This is a genomic window from Paractinoplanes brasiliensis (genome assembly GCF_004362215.1).
Taxonomy (GTDB): Bacteria; Actinomycetota; Actinomycetes; order Mycobacteriales; family Micromonosporaceae; genus Actinoplanes; species Actinoplanes brasiliensis.
The window spans coordinates 7,064,067-7,083,797 of sequence record NZ_SNWR01000001.1 but is presented as its reverse complement, the minus strand read 5'-3'; the positions used below and the strand labels follow the sequence as shown (position 1 = coordinate 7,083,797).

Below are 19,731 nucleotides of genomic sequence, written 5' to 3'. Positions count from 1 at the left end.
GGCCACCGGCGGTCACCTGGTGACGCCGGTTCCGAAGGTACGAACGGAGGGCCGGGCGGCGGAGGAAGTGTCCCGTGGTCGTCGCGGGTGTGGTGGGGCCGGGTCATCAGGTCGGTCATGGCGACGCCTCGCTTCGTTGGCTGATGAGCCAACAGTGACCCCGCACCTTGTCGGCAACCGGTGAGTCGTCTGTGGGTTCCCTGTACGCCCTGTGCCCGCGCGGGCCTGACCTGCCAAGCGCGCGGCGGCGGCCTTGACGTACGGTCCCGTCCCCGCGCACCTGACCTGGGCCACACTGCGGGGTCAGCCGAAAGTCGGAGCGGGGACCCGGGTTCCGGGACGCCGGTCCGATGTCGCGCCCGGGCCGCCGCCGGATGCTGGAGACACCCCAACGACCAGCAGGAGGCACGAGATGTCCGCACGAGGTCTGCTCTCAGTGGTCGGCACCGCGGTCGGCGGCGTGATCGGCTGGAACGCTCCCCCGCCGCCCGACCCCGAGTGCGTCCGTGAGCTCTTCGCCGAGCTGGGCATGGTGCCCGGCGACACCGATGAGGAGCTGACCAGGACCGTACGCCTCTTCCAGGCTCGCACCGGTCTCGTCGAGGACGGTGTCGCCGGCCCGCGCACGGTGCACCTGCTGTCGCGTTACGCCACGCAGCAACGTCTTCGTACGGCGGCGTAGCCTGAGCCGGTGACGTCCGGCGACCTCCTCACCTACTACGACGATCGAACCGGTGAGCGTTTCGGCCTCACTCCCGGTGAGCTCGGCGCCTGGACGGCGGCGACGTCCGCGCTGCTCACGGAGGGTTGCGGGCTCGGTCCGGGCGACACCGCGGCGGTGTTGCTGCCGCCGCACTGGCAGACCGCGGCCGTGCTGCTCGGGGCGTGGTCTGCCGGGATGAGACTGTCGATCCGGGGCTGGGCGACCGCCGGCCTCACTCCGGCGGGTGACCCTCTCGACGTCACGTTCGTGGAACGGCGCCGCGTCGGCAACTGGCTCGACGAGGTGCCCGACGGCCGGCATCAGTTCGTGCTCGGCCTGGCCCCGCACGGCGAAGCGACCGGTGACGTGCCCCCGGGTTATCGGGACTACACCAGCTCGCTGCGTCCCTACCTGGGGGTGCACCCGCCGCGGCACGAGTTCCAGGAGCATCTGCCCGCCGTGGCCGACGGCACGACGTACCGGGAGTACGCGCAGACCGCCGCCGCGGTCGCCGAGCGCAACGGCATCCGCTCGGGCGACCGGGTGCTGATCGACACCGCCGAGCAGGAGCAGCCGCTGATCTGGCTGCTGGGCCCGCTCTCGGTCGGCGCCTCCATCGTGCTCTGCGCCCACCTCGACGCCTCCCTTTTGGACGACCGCATCGCCCGCGAAGGCATCACCCAGGTCCTCCGCTGAGCCCCACCGCCCGCCGAGCCCGTGCCGGCTGGTCTCAGTCGTCGAAGCTGACTATGACCTTGTCGGTGACCGGCGTGGCTTGGCAGGTCAGCACGAAACCGGCGTCGACCTCGGCTTTCTCCAGAGCGAAGTTGCGCCGCATGACCACCTCGCCCTCGACCACCCTCGCCCGGCACGTGCCGCACACCCCGCCCTTGCACGCGAACGGCAGGTCGGGCCGGCTGCGCTGCGCGCCCTCGAGCACGGTGTCGCTCTTGGCGATCGTCACCGTCGTCGAGCGGCCGTCCAACTGCACGGTCACTTCGCTTCCCTCGAGCCGCAGATCATCCCGTACGGGCTCAGGTGGCGCCTCGTCGACCCAGAAGAGCTCCCGGTGGATCCGTTCCGGCGCGACCCCGGCCTCGCCCAGCACCTCGGTGGCGTCGACGACCATCCCGTACGGGCCGCACAGCCACCAATGGTCGACAGCGGGGACGTCGAACAGCACCGGAAGCAGCGACCGCAGTTTCGGCCCGTCGAGCCGGCCGCTGAGCAGGTCGACCTCGCGCGCCTCGCGGGAGAGCAGGTGCACGAGCTCGACCCGCGACGGGTGCCTGTCCTTCAGGTCGGCCAGTTCCTCCGCGAACATGACCGTGTCGGCGCGCCGGTTGCCGTAAAGGACAGCGACCTGCGCGGCCGGGTTGCGCAGCAGCGAGACCGCGATCGAGAGCACCGGCGTGATCCCCGACCCGGCGGCGATCATCACGTGCCTGCCGCCGGCCTCGATGTCGGGCGTGAACGTGCCGGAGGGCGGGGCCACCTCGACCGTGTCGCCGACCCGTACGTCATGCACGAGCCAGCCGGAGACAAGACCCCCGGGCACTTCCCGCACGCCGATCCGCGGGCGGGCGCCGGCCGGGGCGCAGATCGAGTAGGACCGTCGTTCGTCGCGGTCGTCGCCGGGCCGACGAACGGTCAGCGACTGGCCGGGCCGGAACGCGTACACGCCCGCCAGGTCGTCGGGGACGTCGAAGGTCACGGCGACGGCGTCGGGGCAGAGCCGTTCGACCTCGGCCACCCGGAGGGCGTGGAAGGCGCGCACGTCAGATCTCCTTCACGTGCTCGAAGGGCTCCCGGCAGGAGAGGCATCGGCGCAGCTCGCGGCAGGCGGTCGCACCGAATGCGGCAAGGCGCTCGGTGTTCCCGGCGCCGCAGCGGGGGCAGGCGACCCGGTCGTCCCGGATGCCGAGGGTGAGCGGCACGGGTCCCTGCCGGCGTTGCGGAGCGGGCCCGGGCGGGGCTATTCCGGCCGCGGCGAGCTTGGCCTTGCCCTCGTCCGAGATCCAGTCGGTCGTCCAGGCCGGGGCGAGCGACGTCCGCACCCGGGCGCGCTCGTATCCGGCCCGGTGCAGCGCGCGCCGCAGGTCGGTCTCGATCGCCCCCATCGCCGGGCAACCCGAGTACGTCGGCGTTATGGTGACCTCGACCCCGTCGTCGGTCTCCCGCACGTCCCGCAGGATCCCGAGGTCGGCCAGCGTCAGGAACGGCAGTTCGGGATCGGTGACCGTGGCCGCCACCTCGGCCGCGGTGGTCACCACACACCGCCCTGGGTCGCGCGGGCCAGACCCTGCATCTCGTTCAGGATCTCGGTCAGTTCCTCGCCGTGCACACCGTCACGACCACGCCCGCCGGCACGCGACTGATCGCCGTCGCCGCTCCGGGCCGCCTCGAGCGGTGGCGATTCCGGGCGACGCAGCGTGGCCACCCGCAGGACCTCGGCGAACACGGCGTCGCACTCCTCGCGCAACGAGGAGGGATCGACGGCCACCCCCGAGGCGGCCAGGCGCAGCTCGACCTCGTGCGGCACGAACAGCTCGCCCGTCAGCGGCCACACATGATCGACAGCGTCCTGCACGCGCCGGTGCGAGAGCTCGGTGCCGTCGCCGAGGCGCACGACCCAGCCGGCCGCGTAGTCCCGGTGGTAGGCGACCTCCTTGACGCCCTTGGCGCCGATGGCCGCCAGCACCGGGTCGCGGCTCGCGGCCATCCGGTCGAGCAGGGCCAGCCGCCACGTCGCGAACACAAGCAGCCGGACGACCAGCTGCGCGAAGTCGGCGTCGACGCGCTCGACGAGCCGGACGTTGCGGAAGTCCTCCGGGTCACGCAGGTAGGCCAGGGCGTCCTCGTCGCGCCCGCTGTTCTCGGCCTCGCCCGCGCGGGTCAGGAGCAGCCGGGCCTGGCCGAGCAGGTCGAGCGCGATGTTCGCGATCGCCATCTCGTCCTCCAGCTCGGGGGCGCGGGTCACCCACTGCTGCAGCCGGTGCGACATGACCAGCGCATCGTCGCCGATCATCAGGCAGTACGCGGCCAGGTCGCCGGCGTCCACTCCCTCGGGCAGGGCGGTCGGCACCCCGGCGAGCGGGTCGGAGAACCCCGTCCCGTACGCCCAGCGCGCGTCGTCGTCGTGGTCGGTCAGAGCCTGATAGGCGTCGTCGAAGGACATGGCGGCCTCAGATGTGCGGCACGGAGTCGGGGATGGAGTAATACGTGGGGTGGCGGTAGACCTTGTCGCCGCTGGGCGCGAAGAACGCATCCTTCTCGTCCGGGCCGGAGGCCACCACGTCGTCGGATCGCACCACCCAGATGCTCACGCCCTCGTTCCGCCGGGTGTAGAGGTCACGCGCGTGGTGCAGCGCCATCTCGTGGTCGGCCGCCCGCAGCGACCCGACGTGCACGTGGTTGAGGCCGCGCTTGGCCCGCACGAACACCTCGAACAGCGGCCACTCGTGCCGGATCTCGCCGCTCATGCCCGTGCTCCCGTCGTCGCCGCCGGCTCCCCGAGGGCTGCCCGGCTCTTTGCCGCGTGGGCGGCGGCCGCTTCCCGCACCCACGCCCCTTCCTCGTCGGCCCGCCGCCGGTGCGCAATCCGCTCGGCGTTCATCGGGCCGTCGCCCGAGATCACCCGCTTGAGCTCCGACCAGTCGATCTCGCCGAAGTCGTAGTGCTCGCGTACGGGGTTCCACCGCAGGTCGTCGTCGGGCAGCCGGACCCCGAGCGCCTCGGCCTGCGGCACGCTCATGTCGACGAACCGCTGCCGCAGCTCGTCGTTGGTGTGCCGCTTGATCTTCCAGGCCATCGACCGGGCCGTGTTCGGCGATTCACCGTCGGGCGGGCCGAACATCATCAGCGACGGCCACCACCAGCGGTTCACCGCGTCCTGCACCATCTCGCGCTGCTCCGGCGTGCCGCGCATCATCGTCATCAGCAGCTCGTAACCCTGGCGCTGATGGAACGACTCCTCCTTGCAGATCCGGATCATCGCCCGCGCGTACGGCCCGTACGAGCTGCGGCACAGCGGCACCTGATTGCAGATCGCGGCCCCGTCGACCAGCCATCCGATCACCCCGACGTCGGCGAACGTCAGCGTCGGATAGTTGAAGATCGACGAGTACTTCTGCCGCCCCTCGATGAGCCGGCGGGTGAGGTCGCCCCGGTCGGCGCCCAGCGTCTCGGCCGCCGAATACAGGTAGAGACCGTGGCCGGCCTCGTCCTGCACCTTGGCCAGCAGGATCGCCTTACGCCGCAACGACGGCGCGCGGGTGATCCAGGCGCCCTCGGGCTGCATGCCGATGATCTCGGAGTGCGCGTGCTGCGCGATCTGCCGGATCATGGTCTTGCGATACCCCTCGGGCATCCAGTCACGCGGCTCGACCCGCTGATCCTTGGCAATCGTCTCGTCGAAAACCCGCTGGCCGCTCTCGACCGGGTCGTCGGTGACCTGCCGATCCGGCCCGGCCGAGTCGACGGAAACCCGCCGATCCTGCCCAGCCGAGTCGACGGAAACCCGCCGATCCTGCCCAGCCGAGTCGACGGAAACCCGCCGATCCTGCCCAGCCGAGTCGACGGAAACCCGCCGATCCTGCCCGGCCGAACCAGCCGAAACCCGCCGATCCTGCCCGGCCGGGCCGGCGGGAACCCGCTCCCCGGCAGCGGGCGTCGCGCTGACGGCCGCCGTGCCCGTGCCGTCGGGGACATGGTCGCTCATGACGCCTCCCAGCTGAAGAAGCCCTGCCCGGTCTTGCGGCCCAGTTCGCCGCGGGCCACCTTGTCGCGCAGCAGCCGCGGCGGGGCGAACCGCTCCCCCAGCTCGCGGTGCAGGTGCTCGGCGATGGCCAGCCGCACGTCGAGGCCGACCAGGTCGGTCGAGCGCAGCGGGCCCATCGGATGCCGGTAACCCAGCTCCATCGCCCGGTCGATCGAGGCGGCGTCGGCTACGTCCTCCTCGAGCATGCGGATCGCCTCGAGGCCGAGCAGCACCCCCAGCCGGCTGGTAGCGAAGCCCGGTGAGTCGCGGACCACTACCTCGCTCTTACCCAGCGCCGCCACCCAGGAACGGGCCGCATCACGAGCCGACCCGGCGGTCGACGGGCTGCTCACGATCTCGACCAGCCTGCTGGCCGGGACCGGGTTGAAGAAGTGCATGCCGAGGAAGCGTTCCGGGCGCTGCAGCCCGTCTGCCAGCCCGGTGATCGACAGCGAGCTGGTGTTGCTGGCGAGAACCGTCTGCTCCCCCACCGCCCGCTCGGCCGCCGCCAGCACCTGGATCTTGAGTGCGGCGTCCTCGGGCACGGCCTCGATCACCACGTCGGTGTCGGCGCTGAGCCCGCCCACCTCGTCGACCAGGCGCAGCCGCTCGAGCACGGCGTCGGACGGCTCGTCGAGCACACCCTTTTCCGCCGCTCGCCGCAGACCCATGGCCACCCTGTCGCGGGCCGCCGCGGCGGTCGCCGGGTCACGTTCGACCAGGCACACCGCCGACCCGGCGACGGCGAAGACCTGCGCGATGCCGGCCCCCATCCGCCCGCCGCCGACGACGGCCACCAGCTTCGGAACGGCGGGCGTCATGGCCGGCCCCCGGCAGGAAAGGCGCCCAGCTCGGGCACGCGGGGCGTCACAGCCAGCCCTCCGGCAGGGAGACGCCCAGCTCCGGCACGGCGAGCAGCCAGCCCTCCGGCAGGGAGACGCCCAGCTCGGGCACGGCCGGCATCATGAGCGGCCCCCGGCGAGGAAGGCATCCATGCGCACGCGTTTCTCGTCGGACTCGAAGAGGATGGCCTGGGCCAGGTCGTCGGTCAGCGGATGGCCGCCGCCGTCAGCGACCAGTTTCGTCAGGCGCAGCGCCAGCGCGCCCGAGCGTGCCATCCGATCGAGCAGCTCGTGAGCCCGCCCGAGTAGTTCCCCTGCCGGAACCACCTCGGCCACCAGCCCGAACCGCAGCGCCGCGTCGGCGTCGATCCGCCGGCCCGCGAGCAGCACCTGCTTGGCGACCGAGGCGCCGACCAGCTCACGCAGCCGCCAGGACGCGCCGGCCGCAGCGAGGATGCCCAGCCCCGGCTCGGGGTTGCCGAACACCGCGGTGGGCGAGGCCAGGCGCACGTCGCACGCGTACGCCAACTCGGCGCCGCCGCCCAGCGCATAGCCGTCGACGGCGGCCACGGTCGGCAGCGGGAGCTTGGCCACCCGGTCGAACACCGCTCGGTTGATGCCCTGCAGAGCCTGGTCGCGCCCGCGGTCACGCAGCTCGCCGATGTCTGCCCCCGCGGCGAACGTGCCCCCGTCACCGGTGATCAGCAGCAGGCGGGGTTTTTCCTCGAGGGCCGCGCATACATCGTGCAGCTCGCCGACCATGGCCGCATTGATGGCGTTGCGGGCCTCGGGCCGGCGCAACGTCACCACCAGACGGTCGTCGAGCTCCTCGACGGCGAGGGTGGTCACGGCCGTTCCACCAGCATCGCGACGCCCTGGCCGACACCGACGCAGAGGGTGGCCAGGCCGCGGCGGGCGTTCTCGCGTTCCATGCGGCCGAGCAGCGTGACCGTGAGGCGCGCGCCCGAGCAACCCAGCGGGTGGCCCAGGGCGATCGCGCCGCCGTCGGCGTTGACCCGCTGCTCGTCGAGCTTGAGCCGGCGGATCACCGCGAGCGACTGCACCGCGAACGCCTCGTTGAGCTCCACGGCGTCGAGGTCACCGGCCGCCCAGCCGGCCCGGCCGAGCGCCTTGTCGGTGGCCGGCACCGGGCCGAGGCCCATGAGCTGCGGGGAGACGCCGGCGCTGGCCGCGGTGACGATGCGGGCGCGCGGGGTCAACCCGTACCGCTCGACCGCTTCTTTGCTCGCGACGACCAGCGCGGCCGCGCCGTCGCTGAGCGGGGACGACGAACCGGCCGTGACCACGCCGTCCTTGCGGAAGACCGGCCGCAGGCTGCCCAGCTTTTCCAGGGTGGAGCCGCGGCGCGGGATCTCGTCGGTGGTCGTGTCGCCGACCGGGACGATCTCACCGGCGAAGCGGCCCGCGTCGATCGCGGCGACGGCCCGCTCGTGGCTGCGCAGCGCGAACGCGTCGCTCTCGGCGCGGGTGATGCCGTCGAGCGCGGCGACCTCCTCGGCCGTCTCGCCCATGCTCAGCGTGACGCGGCGATCGCCGGGACCGCTGCCCGCGCCCCGGTCGTGCTCTTTGAACGCGGGGTTGGTGAACCGCCAGCCCAGCGAGGTGTCGGCCACCTCGCCGGGGCGGGCCCACGGGGTGCCCGGTTTCTGCATCACCCAGGGCGCGCGGGTCATCGACTCGACGCCACCGGCCACGATCAGGTCGGCCTCACCGGCCCGAATCTGGTTGGCCGCCGACACCACCGCGGTCAGGCCGCTCGCGCAGAGCCGGTTGACCGTGTAGCCCGGGACGGTGTCGGGCAGGCCCGCGAGCAGCACCGCCATGCGGGCCACGTTGCGGTTGTCCTCGCCCGCCTGGTTCGCCGCGCCGAGGATCACCTCGTCGATCTCGTCGGCGGGCACACCGGCGCGGGCCACCGCCTCACGGACGACCAGACCGGCGAGGTCGTCGGGACGGACGCCGGCGAGGGCGCCGCCGTACTTGCCCTGAGGGGTGCGGACGCCGCCGACGAGGTAGGCCTCGGCCATCGTGATCCTCCGCTGCTCAGATGTGGTGACGGGACTGGAGGGTGAAGAACCGGCCGGTGACGAAGTGGTCGTCGCTCAGCGAGGCCGTGGCCGCCGGGTTGGCGCCGGAGCCGTGCAGGTCGCTGAACGCGGCGGTCTGGTTGACGAACACGCCACCCGTGAGGTTTTCGGCGAGGTGCACACCGGCGTCGAGCGCGGCCTCGCGGGCGGCGGACAGCACCTCGGGCCTGTTCGAGTGGACCAGGGCGGTGAGCGCCCCGTGCGCCCGGACGGTCTCGACCAGGATGCGCAGGCTGTGCTCGGTCGACTCGGTGGTGATGAGGAACGAGACCGGGCCGAACCACTCCCGCGTGTACGTCTTTTCGTCGGCGGCGTCGAGGCGGACCACCACGGGCGTCCGGATGGTGGCGCCCGGGTGCTGCTCGTCGGCCACCTCGGCGGAGGGGTGGACGACACCGCTCGCGTTCCCGGCCTCGGTCAGCCGGGCCAGGACCCCGTCGTTGACGATCGCGCCGAGCGTGCCGGCCGCGCGCGCCGGGTCGCCGAGCAGCTTGCCGAGCGCCGCGGACAGGTCGGCGCCGAACTCCTCGACGCTGCGGTGACCGGCGTCGGTGTCGATGCCGCCCGCCGGGACCAGGATGTTTTGCGGGGTGGTGCACATCTGGCCGCTGTAGAGCGAGAGCGAGAAGGACAGGTTGCGCAGCAGGCCCTTGTAGTCGTCGGTGGAGTCCACGACGACCGTGTTGAGCCCGGCCTTTTCGGTGTAGACCACGGCCTGGCGTGCGTTGGCCTCGAGCCAGTTGCCGAAATCGCTGGAGCCGGTGAAGTCGACGATGCGCACGTCGGGGTGGGTGGCCAGCGTCGCCGCGATGCCGTCGCCTGGCTCCTCGACGGCGAGGGTGACCAGGTCGGGGCTCTGGCCCGCCTCGGCCAGCACCTCGCGGCAGATCTGCACGGTGATGGCGAGCGGCAGCACGGCGCCCGGGTGCGGCTTCACGATCACAGGGTTGCCCGTCACGAGGCTCGCAAACAGGGCGGGATAGCTGTTCCAAGTGGGGAAGGTGGTGCAGCCGATGACGAGGGAGACGCCGCGGCCGACGACCGTGCTGGTCTTGCTGAGGCGCAACGGGTCGCCACCGCGCTGAGGCTTGCTCCACTCGGTGGTGGCCGGGATGCGGGTGGTGGCGGCGAACGCGTAGGCCACCGCCTCGAGCGCGCGATCCTGCGCGTGGGGGCCGCCGGCCTGGAACGCCATGACGAAGGCCTGGCCGGTGGTGTGCTGCACGGCGTGGGCCAGCTCGAAACTGCGCGCGTTGATCCTCTTGATGATCTCGGCTGCGACGCCGGCGCGGCCCTGGGGCCCGACCGCACGCCAGGCCGGGGTGGCGGCCCGGGCCGCGGCGACCAGGGCCGGCGGGTCGGCCTTGGGATAGCTGACACCCAGCTCGAGGCCCCACGGGGAGTGCTCGGTGGAGACACTGCCGACGGCGCCCGGCACCTCGATCGGGAACGGCCGGCCGAGCAGGGCCTGGAAGGCGCGCTCGCCCTCACCGGCAGCGGTCTCGCCGTAGACCGACTTGCTCGGGGACTCGGGAAAAGCCGACCAGTAGTCGCGGACGGCCGTCGCCCGGACGGCTTGGTCGAGAAGCTCGGTGTGCTTCTCGTAGAACTCGGCGGGGGTGGTCATCCTGCGCTCCCTTGCGCTCGCGTGCCTAATTATCTACCGTCCGTTCGGTAGGTAATCAACCCCGGGAGCGAGAATGGCACCTCCAGCGGAGCCCCGCCGGCGCGGACGCCCCGGGCATGACCAGGCCGCCGTGCTGGCCACGGCGGTGCGGCTGTTCAACGAGCGCGGTTACGACAAAACCAGCGTGTACGACCTGGCAGTGGCGCTCGGCATCACCAAATCGAGCGTCTATCACCACGTCGCCAGCAAGGAGCAGCTGCTGCAGATGGCGGTGGACAGGGCGCTCGACGGCCTGTTCGAGGCGGCCGGCGAGGTACGCGGGCTCGACGTCCCGGCCTTGGAAAAGCTCGAGCAGCTGATCCGGCGCAGCGTGATCGTGCTGTCCGAGCGCTTCGAGTACGTGACGGTGCTGCTGCGGGTCCGCGGCAACACCGAGGTCGAGCAGCACGCCCTGGCCCGCCGGCGCGAGTTCGACGCGCTCGTCACCGAGCTGGTCAAGCAGGCCCAGGCCGAGGGCGGCGTACGCCCCGATGTCGATCCCCGCACGGCGGCGCGCCTGCTGCTCGGCATGGTCAACTCGCTGACCGAGTGGTATCGGCCCCGCCCCGGCGGCGCCGAGTCGATCGCCGACGCCGTGACCGCCCTGGCCTTCGACGGCCTACGCGCCTGACACACCGACGACGGCCGACGCTCCCGGCAAGAGGGGGTGCGGCCGAAAAGGGCAGTGGGCCCGGCAAATCCGATACACCTGACACGCTTCACAAGATCTCCGCGAGCCCTCCACGATCGGCGCACGGACGGTTGCGGCACGCGGGGGATTGACTAGCGTGGGCCCCGATGAAGCGAAGTCTGGCCGCCCTGACGGTCGCCGTGCTCCTGGCCCCGACCGCATGCTCCACTGAGGAATCCCCGCAGGCCGGCCCGGCAGTGGCAAGCAGCGCGCCGACGCAGAGCAGCGCGCCCAGCCAGAGCAGCAGACCCGCGCGGAGCAGCGCGCCCCCGGAAACCGGCGGGGACGCCGGCGACTGCGTGACCCGCACCTTGGACGGTCTCGACCTGCAGAAGCGCGTCGGCCAGCTGCTCATGATCGGCGTTGCCGTGAACGCCCCCAGCGGCGCCGGCGACACCCTGCGCCGCTACCACGTCGGCGGCGCCTTCCTGCGCGGCCGCAGCACGCACACCGCCGCCAAGCTCAAGTCGGACGTCGCCCGCCTGCAGAGGACCGCCGCGCTGCCGATGCTCGTGGCCGTCGACCAGGAGGGCGGGAGCGTGCAGACCCTCAAGGGCCCCGATTTTCCCCGGCTGCCCTCCGCGTACCGGCTGGGCGAAGGCTCCCGGACGGCGCTGCGCGACACCACCCGCGGGAGCGCCCGCCGCCTGGCCGGCATCGGCGTGAACCTCAACCTGGCCCCGGTCGCCGACACCGTCCCGGCGAACGTGGGCGAGGCCAACCCGCCGATCGGCGCCTTCCGCCGTCAGTTCGGCTCCGATCCCGCCCGGGTGGCCGCCGACATCCGTACGGTCGTCCCCGCCTCGCAGGACGCCGGGGTGCTGACCACGTTGAAGCACTTCCCCGGCCTGGGCCGGGTGCGGGTCAACACCGACACCTCCCGCGGCGCCACCGACAACACGGCCACGGCGACCGACCCGTACCTGGGCCCCTTCGAGGCCGGGATCCAAGCCGGGACGGCCGCCGTCATGATCTCGTCCGCCCGTTACCCGCGCCTGGACCCGGACGCGATCGCCGCTTTCTCGCAGCCGATCATCACCGGCCTGCTCCGCGACCGGCTCGGCTTCGACGGCCTGATCATCTCGGACGACCTGGGCGCCGCCCGCGCCGTCACCGGTGTCCCGCCCGCGCAGCGAGCGACCCGGTTCATCGGCGCGGGCGGCGACATGGTGCTGACGATCGTGCCCGCGGACGCCGCCCCGATGGCCGGCGCCCTGATCGCCAAGTCCGAATCCGATCAGTCCTTCCGTTCCCGGGTCGACGACGCCGCCCGCCGCGTCCTGCGGACCAAGGAGAAGGCGGGTCTGCTGCGCTGCAGCTGATCAGGCCTTCCGCAGCGCGAACGTCAGCCCGAGCGACTCGTCGGTGAACGTCTGCGCCCCCGGCCAGGTCGCCTCCCCTTCCCCGTACGCCGTGGCCAGCACCTCGTCGGCCACCAGCGCGGCGTGCTCGGCGAGGGCCTGAGCCGTCTCACCAGTGGCGGACCAGCGCAGCTCGATGCGGTCGGAGACCTCCAGCCCGCTCGCCTTGCGGGCCTCCTGGATCTGGCGTACGGCGTCACGCGCGATGCCCGCCCGGCGCAGTTCCGGGGTGAGCGACAGGTCGAGCGCGACGGTGGCGCCCGAGTCGGAGGAGACCGCCCAGCCGGCCCGCGGGGTCTCGGTGATCACGACCTCGTCGGGGCCCAGCGTGATCTGCTCGCCGTCGACCTCGAGCGACGCCGCACCCGTGGCGCGGAGGGCGTCCTTGAGCTCGGCCGCGTCGGCCGCCGCGATCGCCTGGGCGACGAGCTGCACCTTCTTGCCGAACCGCCGGCCCAGCGTACGGAAATTGGCCTTGGCGGTGGTGTCGACGAAGGAGCCGGCGACCGAGGTGACCTCGCCCACGTTGAGCTCGGCGGCGATCTCGGCGAGCAGGCCGGGCGGCAGGTCGTCGAAACCCGACGCCGAGGCGAGCGCCCGCGACAGCGGCTGGCGCACCTTCATGCCCGACTCGGCCCGCGCGGCCCGGCCCAGCTCGACCAGCCGCCGCACCAGCGCCATCTGCGCCGACAGCGCCGGGTCGACCAGCGACTCGTCCGGCTCGGGGAACGCGGCGAGGTGCACCGATTCCGGCGCCTGCGGGTCGACCTCGACGACCAGGTCGCGCCACACCCGCTCGGTCACGAACGGGGTCACCGGCGCCATCAGCAGCGTCACCGTGCGCAGCGCCTCGTGCAGCGTGGCCAGCGCCGCCCGGTCACCGCGCCAGAACCGGCGACGGCTGCGGCGGACGTACCAGTTGGACAGGTCGTCGACGAAGGCCGCGAGCAGCCGGCCCGCCTCCTGCGTGTCGAAACCCGCGAAGGCCGCGTCGACCTTGCGGACCAGCTCGTTCAGCTCGGACAGCACCCAGCGGTCGAGCAGCGGGCGCTCGGCCGGCGCGGGGTCGTCGGCCGACGGCGTCCAGCCCGAGGACCGGCCGTACAGGGCCTGGAACGCTACCGTGTTCCAGTAGGTCAGCAGCGTCTTGCGCACGACCTCCTGCAGCGTGGTGTGCCCGACCCGGCGCGCCGACCAGGGCGACCCGACGCAGGCCATGAACCAGCGGACCGCGTCGGCGCCGTGCGTGTCCATCAGCGGGATCGGCTCGAGGATGTTGCCGAGGTGCTTGGACATCTTGCGGCCGTCCTCGGCGAGGATGTGGCCCAGGCAGACGACGGTCTCGTAGGCCGACCGGTCGAAGACCAGCGTGTTCACCGCCATCAGCGTGTAGAACCAGCCGCGGGTCTGGTCGATCGCCTCGGAGATGAACTGCGCGGGGAAGCGCTGCTCGAACAGCTCCTTGTTCTTGTACGGGTAGCCGAACTGCGCGAACGGCATCGAGCCGGAGTCGTACCAGGCGTCGATGACCTCGGGCACACGGGTGGCCGTCGCCGAGCACTGCGGGCAGGCGAAGGTCACCTCGTCGATGTAGGGCCGGTGCGGGTCGAGCCCGGACAGGTCACGACCGGTCCGCTCGCTCAGCTCGGCCAGCGACCCGATGCAGGTCAGGTGGCCCTCGGCGCAGCGCCAGATGGGCAGCGGGGTGCCCCAGTAGCGGTTGCGGGACAGCGCCCAGTCGACGTTGTTGTTGAGCCAGTCGCCGTACCGGCCGTGTTTCACCGTCTCGGGCTGCCAGGTCGTCTTCTCGTTCTCGCGCAACAGCGCATCCCGTACGGCGGTGGTCTTCACGTACCAGGAAGGCTGGGCGTAGTAGATCAGCGCGGTGTGGCAGCGCCAGCAGTGCGGGTACTGGTGCTCGTACGGGTCGAGCCGGAACAGCAGGCCCGTGCGGCGCAGCTCCTCGACCAGCGGCTCGTTGGCCGTACGGAAGAACAGCCCGCCGACCAGCGGCACCTCGGGGGCGAACGTGCCGTCACGCAGCACCGGGTTGACCATCGGCAACCCGTACGCCCGGCAGCTCGCGAGGTCGTCGGCGCCGAACGCCGGGGACTGGTGCACGAGCCCGGTGCCGCTGTCGGTGGTGACGTAGCCGGCCAGGATGACGATGTGCGCGTCGGGCACCTCGACCAGTTGGAACGGCGGCTTGTAGGTCCAGCGCTCGAGCTCGGAGCCTCCGAAAGTCTCGCCGGTCGGCGTCCAGCCCTCGCCCAGCACCTGACCCGCGAGCGGTTCGGCCAGCACCAGCCGCTCGGTTCCGTCGGTCATCACCACGTACTGGACCGAGGGGTTGACGGCGACGGCCGTGTTGGAGACCAGCGTCCAGGGCGTGGTCGTCCAGACCAGCAGCGAGGTGTTGCCGGCCAGCGGGCCCGAGGTGAGCGGGAACCGGACGTAGACGGCGGGGTCGACGTCGGTCTCGTAACCCTGGGCGAGCTCGTGGTCGGAGAGCGTGGTCTGGTCGCGCGGGCACCACGGCGCGACCCGGAAGTCCTCGACGAGCAGGCCCTTGTCGAAGATCTGCCGCAGCGACCACCAGACCGACTCGATGTAGTCGGGATCCATCGTCCGGTACGCGTCGGCCATGTCGACCCAGTAGCCCATGCGCTCGGTGAACTCGGCGAACGCGTCGGTGTGCCGGGTGACGGAGGCGCGGCACCGGGCGTTGAACTCCGCCACCCCGTACGCCTCGATGTCCTGTTTGCCACTGAAACCGAGCTCCTTTTCCACAGCGAGCTCGACCGGGAGGCCGTGGCAGTCCCACCCCGCCTTGCGGGCGACGTGGTAGCCCTTCATCGTGCGATAGCGCGGGAACACGTCCTTGAAGACGCGGGCCTCGATGTGGTGGGCGCCGGGCATGCCGTTGGCGGTGGGCGGGCCCTCGTAGAAGACCCACTCGGGGCGGCCCGCGGACTGCTCGAGGCTGCGCGCGAAGATCTTGTTGTCCTGCCAGAACCGCAGGACGTCGTGGTCGAGCGCGGGCAGGTCGACCTGCGCGGGAACCTGGCGATACAAGGCGTACTCCTCCGTCGGACGGCTCTCTCGACAGAGGGACGAGGATCACCCCGCGGTACCACCCTCTTTGACCGCGGCGGAACTGCCCGCGGCCCACTCGAAGTGGGTTGCTGCCGGTTCTACTCAACCGCTCGCGCGATCTTTCCTCCGGCGGCTCCGGGGTGATCTTCGGGCCGCGCACACCCCCGGGCTTCCACCGTCCCCGGGTCTCTCCTGGCTGCGTACGGCCTTACTCGTCCCCATCAGCGCCCTGCGCCGACGATAGTACCGGCCCCGGCGCGGGGCGCGCCACGAGGTTTGCCGCAGTCCGGCGAAACGTGGCGTCAGAGGGCGGCCCGGGCGGCGTCGAGGAATCTCAGGTGGGGCTCCTCGATCACGTCGGCCACGGTGCGCCCCTCGGGCAGGCCCTCCCACACGGCGCCGTTCAGCACGAGGAAGTAGGCGCGGGCGGCTTGGTGGACGTAGTCCGGGAACAACACCCGGATCATGCGTTCCTCGACCCAGAAGCGCTTCATCACGGCCTGGGTCGGGGCATGCCACTCGTCGCCCTCCACCCACTGCGCCGGACGGTCGAAGGCTTGCCGTTCCGCCTCGGCCGCGACGGTGACGAAGCGCTCCAGCAACGCCAGGCGTTCGCCACGGCGCGCCGCGTTCTCGGCACGTTCCTGTTTGAACTTCTCGAGGCGCGCCGCTGTCTGCTGCGTGGTGCGCTGCACCAGATACGACAGCCCGCCGCCGAGCGCGACCCCACCCAGCGATGTCAGCGCCGCCCACGTCTCTCCCGCCATGCACGGCATGCTGCCCGACCCGGCCACGATCGTCGATCCCGGGGCTTGACCAACGCTTCGGTAAGTCGTAGCTTACCGTTCGTGGGTACTTACCAAAGGCCCGACGGGTGGGAGATTCTCGGGGATCCGAGCCGGCGCGCCATCGTGGAGTGCCTGGCCGAGCGGCCCCGGGCCGTGGGCGAGCTGGCCGAGTTGTTGCCGATCAGCCGGCCTGCCGTGTCGCAGCACCTGCGGGTGCTCAAGGACGCGGGGCTGGTCGACGACGAGGCGGCCGGCACGCGGCGGGTCTACCGGCTCAACCCGGCGGGGGTTTCCGCGCTCCGCGACCAGCTCGACATGTTCTGGAAGCGGACGCTGCGGGGTTTCGAGGAAATTGTCGAGGACGAGGAGAAATCATGACCGAGGCAACGGCGCCGGCGGTACTGCGGCAGGTCGTCGTGAAGGCGCCGCTCGAGCGCGCGTTCGAGCTGTTCACGACGCGGTTCGGCGACATCAAGCCACGCGAGCACAATCTGCTGGACTCACCGATCGTCGAGACGGTGTTCGAACGGCACGTCGGCGGCCGCATCTACGACGTCGTGGAGGACGGGCGGGTGTGCGCCTGGGCGCGTGTGCTGGCCTGCGATCCGCCGCACCGGGTCGTCTTCAGCTGGGACATCGGGGTGCAGTGGACGCTGGAGGAGGATCTGGCCAACACGAGCGAGGTCGAGGTCCGCTTCGTCGCCGAGGGGCCCGAGAGCACCCGCGTCGAGCTGGAGCACCGCCACCTCGACCGGCACGGCCCCGGCTGGCAGTCGCTGCGCGACGGTGTCGCCGACGACCAGGGCTGGCCGCTCTACCTGCAGCGTTACGCCGACCTGGCGACGGCGGACTGAAACTAGGTGGGGGTCTCCGGCGCGTACAGCTCGGGGCGCTCGGCGAGGACGACGGGAACCCGTTCGCCGGTGCGCAGGGCGGTGACACCCGCGTCGGAGACCACGGCGGCCGCGTAGCCGTCCCACGCGCTCGGCCCCGAGGTGCGCCCGGAGGAGCGAAGCGCGTCGATCCACTCCCGGAACTCCACGTCGTACGCGGTCTGGAAGCGCTCTTGCCAGTCGGCCGGCACCGGGTCGGAGGCCTTCCCGCCCAGCCGCACCCGCACGGGGCTGAGCGAGCCCAGCGACGCCGTCCCGTTCTCGCCGACGATCTCGCCGCGGATGTCGTAGCCGTACCGGATGTTGACCGAGGTTTCGACGTCGACGATCGCGCCGCTCGCCATCTCGAACAGCAGCATCAACGGGTCCTGCAGCTCGCCGCCGTGGGAGTTGCGCCGCGGCCGCAGCACCTGGACCGCCGTGATCTCCTCGCCGAACATCCAGCGGACCATGTCGATCTCGTGCACGGCCGAGTCGGTGATCGCCATCTCGTTGCCGTAGAAGCCGGGCACGCTCGCGTTGCGGTGAGCGCAGTGCATCATCAGCGGCGCCCCGAGCTCGCCGGTGGCCAGCACGGCCTTGAGCGCCCGGTACGACGGGTCGTACCGCCGCATGTAGCCGACCTGCACGAGCCGGCTGCCGTGCGCGGCCTCCGCCTCGACGATCCGCAGGCACGCCTCCTGGCTCGGGGCCAGCGGCTTCTCGCAGAACACAGGTTTGCCCGCGGCGATCGCGGCCAGCACGTACTGCTCATGGGTCGGCCCCCACGAGCAGACCACCACCGCCTCGACCGACGCATCGGTGATCAGCGACTCGCCGGAATCCCGGAAAGCAGCGCCCGTGAACGCCGCGACCGAGCGCGCGACGTCGAAGTCCACGTCGGTGACGGCGGCGACCCGCACCCCGGCCAGCACCGAGGTCATCCGCCTGATGTGATCCCGCCCGATCATGCCCGTGCCGATGACCCCGACGCTGAGCACGCCGTCACCGCTTCAGCTCGTGCGACAGTTCGGCCAGCCCGTCGCCGCCGGCCATCTGCCGGGTCAGCTCGTCCAGGCCGACCTCCGTACGGGTCTTGTCGAGCGCCATCCGCCCCAGCTTGAGGATCACGAAGTGGTCGCCGACCAGGTAGGCGTGGTGCGGGTTGTGCGTGATGAACACGACGCCCAGCCCGGCGTCGCGGGCCGCGGCCACGTACTTGAGCACCACGCCCGACTGTTTCACGCCCAGCGCGGCGGTCGGCTCGTCGAGGATGAGCACGCGCGCGCCGAAGTAGACCGCGCGGGCGATCGCCACGCACTGCCGCTGACCGCCGGAGAGCGTGCCGATGGGCTGGTTGATGTCGGCGACGGCGATGCCCATCTTGCGCAGTTCCTGATCGGCGATCCGGCGCATCTGCTTCACCTTGAGCCCGGCCAGCGGGTACCGGCCCGCGGTGAGCTCGGAGCCGAGGAAGAAGTTGCGCCAGACCTCCATCAGCGACACCACCGCCAGGTCCTGATAGACGGTGGCGATGCCGTGGGCGAGCGCCTCACGCGGTGACGAGAAGGTGACCTCCTGGCCGTCGACGCGCAGGCTGCCCTCGGTGTGCGGGTTCAGGCCGGACATGATCTTGATGAGGGTCGACTTGCCGGCGCCGTTGTCGCCGAGCACGCAGGTCGTCTCGCCCGCGCCGACGCGCAGGTTGATGCCCTGCAGGGCCTGGATCGCCCCGTACGCCTTGCCGATCCCCCGCATCTCTATGAGCGCGTCGCTCATCGCCTGTCCCACCTCCGCACCGTGGCCATCCGTTTGACGTAGAGGTTGACCAGCACGGCGAGCAGCAGCATGACGCCGAGGAAGGCCTTGAACCAGTTCGGGTCCCAGCCCGCGTAGATGATGCCGAGGCTGGTCATGCCGAAGATGAAGGCGCCGATCGCGACGCCGATCGCGTTGCCGAAGCCACCGGTGAGCAGCGTGCCGCCGACGACCGCCGCGATGATGTACAGGAACTCGTTGCCGACGCCGCCGCCGGCCTGCAGCGTGTTGAACCGGAACAGCTGGTGCATGCCCACGAACCAGGCCAGGAACGACACCGTCATGAAAAGCCCGATCTTCGTACGGACCACCGGCACCCCGACCGCACGGGCGCTGTCCGGGTTACCGCCCACCGCGAAGGTCCAGTTGCCGATGCGGGTGCGCTGCAGGGTCCACACGGCCAGGGCGACGAACAGGACCCACCACAGCACCGACACCCAGACCGTCACCGGCCCGATCTTGAAGCTGGACGAGAAGATCCGGCCGAGGGAGCCGAACCCGTCGATGTCGCTGATGTCCGGGCTCGACACCGTGCCGGTCACCAGCTTGGTGACGCCGAGGTTGGCCCCCTGCAGCACGAAGAAGGTGCCCAGCGTGATGAGGAAGCTCGGGATCCCCGTACGCGTCACCAGATAGCCGTTGACGAAGCCGAGCGCCAGGCAGAAGACCAGCGACAGGATCGCGCCGACCCACAGGTTGACGCCGTAGTACCAGCAGAACAACGACGTGACCAGGCCCGCCGTGTAGACCATGACGCCGGCCGAGAGGTCGAACTCGCCGCCGATCATCAGCAGGCCGACGCCGACGGCCACGACGCCGATCACCGACGACTGGTAGAGCACGGTGAAGAACGACTCGGCCGACCGGAACGACGGCGCGCTCACCAGGAAGAAGACGAAGATGATGAGCGCGGCGACGAGCGCGCCGACCTCGGGGCGCGACAGCACCCGTTGAGCGAGCCCCAGGCGTACGTGACCGGGGGGTTCTGACGGCGCCGGCGCGGGCGCCTCGACGGTCTGGCTCACGG

Annotated in this window: 20 protein-coding genes; 6 read left to right on the top strand and 14 right to left on the bottom strand. The window is 71.5% G+C overall.

Annotated elements, in window-relative coordinates; translation table 11 throughout:
• Positions 1-412: 412 nt before the first annotated feature.
• Positions 413-682, top strand: coding sequence for a peptidoglycan-binding protein (locus C8E87_RS31630; protein WP_133876464.1), 270 nt, complete (start codon positions 413-415; stop codon positions 680-682).
• Positions 683-691: 9 nt separating this feature from the next.
• Positions 692-1,399 carry a TIGR03089 family protein gene (locus tag C8E87_RS31625; protein WP_133876463.1) on the top strand — a complete coding sequence of 236 codons (708 nt, stop codon included), beginning with the start codon at positions 692-694 and terminating at the stop codon, positions 1,397-1,399.
• 34 nt (positions 1,400-1,433) lie between these two features.
• On the opposite strand, the gene paaE is transcribed toward C8E87_RS31625, so the two are convergent.
• The 9 genes from paaE to paaN all read right to left on the bottom strand — a co-directional run bounded on the left by paaE (position 1,434) and on the right by paaN (position 10,039).
• On the bottom strand, positions 1,434-2,480 hold the full coding sequence (gene paaE, locus C8E87_RS31620; RefSeq protein ID WP_133876462.1) for a 1,2-phenylacetyl-CoA epoxidase subunit PaaE: 1,047 nt from the start codon (positions 2,478-2,480) through the stop codon (positions 1,434-1,436).
• Between the two features lies 1 nt (position 2,481).
• Complete coding sequence (gene paaD, locus C8E87_RS31615; protein WP_133876461.1) at positions 2,482-2,973, bottom strand: 1,2-phenylacetyl-CoA epoxidase subunit PaaD; 492 nt, start codon at positions 2,971-2,973, stop codon at positions 2,482-2,484.
• Positions 2,970-3,881 (bottom strand): 1,2-phenylacetyl-CoA epoxidase subunit PaaC, encoded by a 912-nt coding sequence (paaC, locus tag C8E87_RS31610; protein ID WP_133876460.1) that lies wholly within the window; start codon positions 3,879-3,881, stop codon positions 2,970-2,972. Before paaC ends, paaD begins: the two co-directional genes overlap by 4 nt.
• Positions 3,882-3,888: 7 nt before the next feature.
• Positions 3,889-4,185, bottom strand: coding sequence for a 1,2-phenylacetyl-CoA epoxidase subunit PaaB (gene paaB / locus C8E87_RS31605; RefSeq protein WP_203720870.1), 297 nt, complete (start codon positions 4,183-4,185; stop codon positions 3,889-3,891).
• On the bottom strand, positions 4,182-5,072 hold the full coding sequence (gene paaA / locus C8E87_RS31600; protein WP_307870768.1) for a 1,2-phenylacetyl-CoA epoxidase subunit PaaA: 891 nt from the start codon (positions 5,070-5,072) through the stop codon (positions 4,182-4,184). Before paaA ends, paaB begins: the two co-directional genes overlap by 4 nt.
• 347 nt (positions 5,073-5,419) lie before the next feature.
• Complete coding sequence (locus C8E87_RS31595; protein WP_133876459.1) at positions 5,420-6,283, bottom strand: 3-hydroxyacyl-CoA dehydrogenase family protein; 864 nt, start codon at positions 6,281-6,283, stop codon at positions 5,420-5,422.
• Between the two features lie 141 nt (positions 6,284-6,424).
• Entirely contained in the window at positions 6,425-7,153 is a 729-nt protein-coding gene (locus tag C8E87_RS31590; RefSeq protein WP_203720871.1) for an enoyl-CoA hydratase/isomerase family protein, read from the bottom strand.
• Positions 7,150-8,352 carry a thiolase family protein gene (locus C8E87_RS31585; RefSeq protein WP_133876458.1) on the bottom strand — a complete coding sequence of 401 codons (1,203 nt, stop codon included), beginning with the start codon at positions 8,350-8,352 and terminating at the stop codon, positions 7,150-7,152. The genes C8E87_RS31590 and C8E87_RS31585 overlap by 4 nt, the downstream gene beginning before the upstream one ends.
• Positions 8,353-8,368: 16 nt before the next feature.
• Positions 8,369-10,039, bottom strand: a complete 1,671-nt coding sequence (paaN, locus tag C8E87_RS31580; protein WP_133876457.1) for a phenylacetic acid degradation protein PaaN — start codon at positions 10,037-10,039, stop codon at positions 8,369-8,371.
• 73 nt (positions 10,040-10,112) lie between these two features.
• On the opposite strand from paaN, the gene C8E87_RS31575 reads away from it, so the two are divergent.
• Both C8E87_RS31575 and C8E87_RS31570 read left to right on the top strand, forming a co-directional pair.
• The gene (locus tag C8E87_RS31575) at positions 10,113-10,709 is read left to right on the top strand and encodes a TetR/AcrR family transcriptional regulator (protein ID WP_133876456.1); all 597 of its coding nucleotides are present in this window, start codon (positions 10,113-10,115) and stop codon (positions 10,707-10,709) included.
• A 167-nt stretch (positions 10,710-10,876) separates the two neighbouring features.
• Positions 10,877-12,091: a glycoside hydrolase family 3 N-terminal domain-containing protein gene (locus C8E87_RS31570; RefSeq protein ID WP_239080529.1), complete on the top strand. Its 1,215-nt coding sequence runs from the start codon at positions 10,877-10,879 to the stop codon at positions 12,089-12,091.
• Here the strand turns inward: C8E87_RS31570 and ileS are convergent, their stop codons facing one another.
• Both ileS and C8E87_RS45860 read right to left on the bottom strand, forming a co-directional pair.
• Positions 12,092-15,205, bottom strand: a complete 3,114-nt coding sequence (gene ileS / locus C8E87_RS31565; protein ID WP_133876455.1) for an isoleucine--tRNA ligase — start codon at positions 15,203-15,205, stop codon at positions 12,092-12,094.
• 323 nt (positions 15,206-15,528) lie between these two features.
• Positions 15,529-15,993 (bottom strand): hypothetical protein, encoded by a 465-nt coding sequence (locus C8E87_RS45860; protein WP_239080530.1) that lies wholly within the window; start codon positions 15,991-15,993, stop codon positions 15,529-15,531.
• An 81-nt stretch (positions 15,994-16,074) separates the two neighbouring features.
• Here C8E87_RS45860 and C8E87_RS45855 point away from each other — a divergent pair, with 81 nt between their 5' ends.
• Together C8E87_RS45855 and C8E87_RS31550 are read left to right on the top strand one after the other, a co-directional pair.
• On the top strand, positions 16,075-16,392 hold the full coding sequence (locus tag C8E87_RS45855; RefSeq protein ID WP_133876453.1) for an ArsR/SmtB family transcription factor: 318 nt from the start codon (positions 16,075-16,077) through the stop codon (positions 16,390-16,392).
• Positions 16,389-16,868, top strand: a complete 480-nt coding sequence (locus C8E87_RS31550) for an SRPBCC family protein (protein WP_133876452.1) — start codon at positions 16,389-16,391, stop codon at positions 16,866-16,868. Before C8E87_RS45855 ends, C8E87_RS31550 begins: the two co-directional genes overlap by 4 nt.
• Positions 16,869-16,870: 2 nt before the next feature.
• On the opposite strand, the gene C8E87_RS31545 is transcribed toward C8E87_RS31550, so the two are convergent.
• Genes C8E87_RS31545 through C8E87_RS31535 form a run of 3 tightly spaced genes read right to left on the bottom strand, consistent with a single transcriptional unit; the run spans position 16,871 to position 19,729 of the window.
• Complete coding sequence (locus C8E87_RS31545; protein WP_133876451.1) at positions 16,871-17,887, bottom strand: Gfo/Idh/MocA family protein; 1,017 nt, start codon at positions 17,885-17,887, stop codon at positions 16,871-16,873.
• 4 nt (positions 17,888-17,891) lie between these two features.
• Positions 17,892-18,665: an ATP-binding cassette domain-containing protein gene (locus C8E87_RS31540; RefSeq protein WP_133876450.1), complete on the bottom strand. Its 774-nt coding sequence runs from the start codon at positions 18,663-18,665 to the stop codon at positions 17,892-17,894.
• The gene (locus C8E87_RS31535; protein WP_133876449.1) at positions 18,662-19,729 is read right to left on the bottom strand and encodes an ABC transporter permease; all 1,068 of its coding nucleotides are present in this window, start codon (positions 19,727-19,729) and stop codon (positions 18,662-18,664) included. The genes C8E87_RS31540 and C8E87_RS31535 overlap by 4 nt, the downstream gene beginning before the upstream one ends.
• Positions 19,730-19,731: the final 2 nt, after the last annotated feature.

Coding starts and splice junctions, on each gene's coding strand:
- C8E87_RS31575 (WP_133876456.1), top strand. CDS start 10,113: ATGGCACCTCCAGCGGAGCCCCGCCGGCGCGGACGCCCCGGGCATGAC.
- paaC (WP_133876460.1), bottom strand. CDS start 3,881: ATGTCCTTCGACGACGCCTATCAGGCTCTGACCGACCACGACGACGAC.
- paaA (WP_307870768.1), bottom strand. CDS start 5,072: ATGCCCGAGGGGTATCGCAAGACCATGATCCGGCAGATCGCGCAGCAC.
- C8E87_RS31550 (WP_133876452.1), top strand. CDS start 16,389: ATGACCGAGGCAACGGCGCCGGCGGTACTGCGGCAGGTCGTCGTGAAG.
- C8E87_RS31595 (WP_133876459.1), bottom strand. CDS start 6,283: ATGACGCCCGCCGTTCCGAAGCTGGTGGCCGTCGTCGGCGGCGGGCGG.
- C8E87_RS31585 (WP_133876458.1), bottom strand. CDS start 8,352: ATGGCCGAGGCCTACCTCGTCGGCGGCGTCCGCACCCCTCAGGGCAAG.
- C8E87_RS31570 (WP_239080529.1), top strand. CDS start 10,877: ATGAAGCGAAGTCTGGCCGCCCTGACGGTCGCCGTGCTCCTGGCCCCG.
- C8E87_RS31540 (WP_133876450.1), bottom strand. CDS start 18,665: ATGAGCGACGCGCTCATAGAGATGCGGGGGATCGGCAAGGCGTACGGG.
- paaB (WP_203720870.1), bottom strand. CDS start 4,185: ATGAGCGGCGAGATCCGGCACGAGTGGCCGCTGTTCGAGGTGTTCGTG.
- paaN (WP_133876457.1), bottom strand. CDS start 10,039: ATGACCACCCCCGCCGAGTTCTACGAGAAGCACACCGAGCTTCTCGAC.
- C8E87_RS45860 (WP_239080530.1), bottom strand. CDS start 15,993: ATGGCGGGAGAGACGTGGGCGGCGCTGACATCGCTGGGTGGGGTCGCG.
- C8E87_RS31630 (WP_133876464.1), top strand. CDS start 413: ATGTCCGCACGAGGTCTGCTCTCAGTGGTCGGCACCGCGGTCGGCGGC.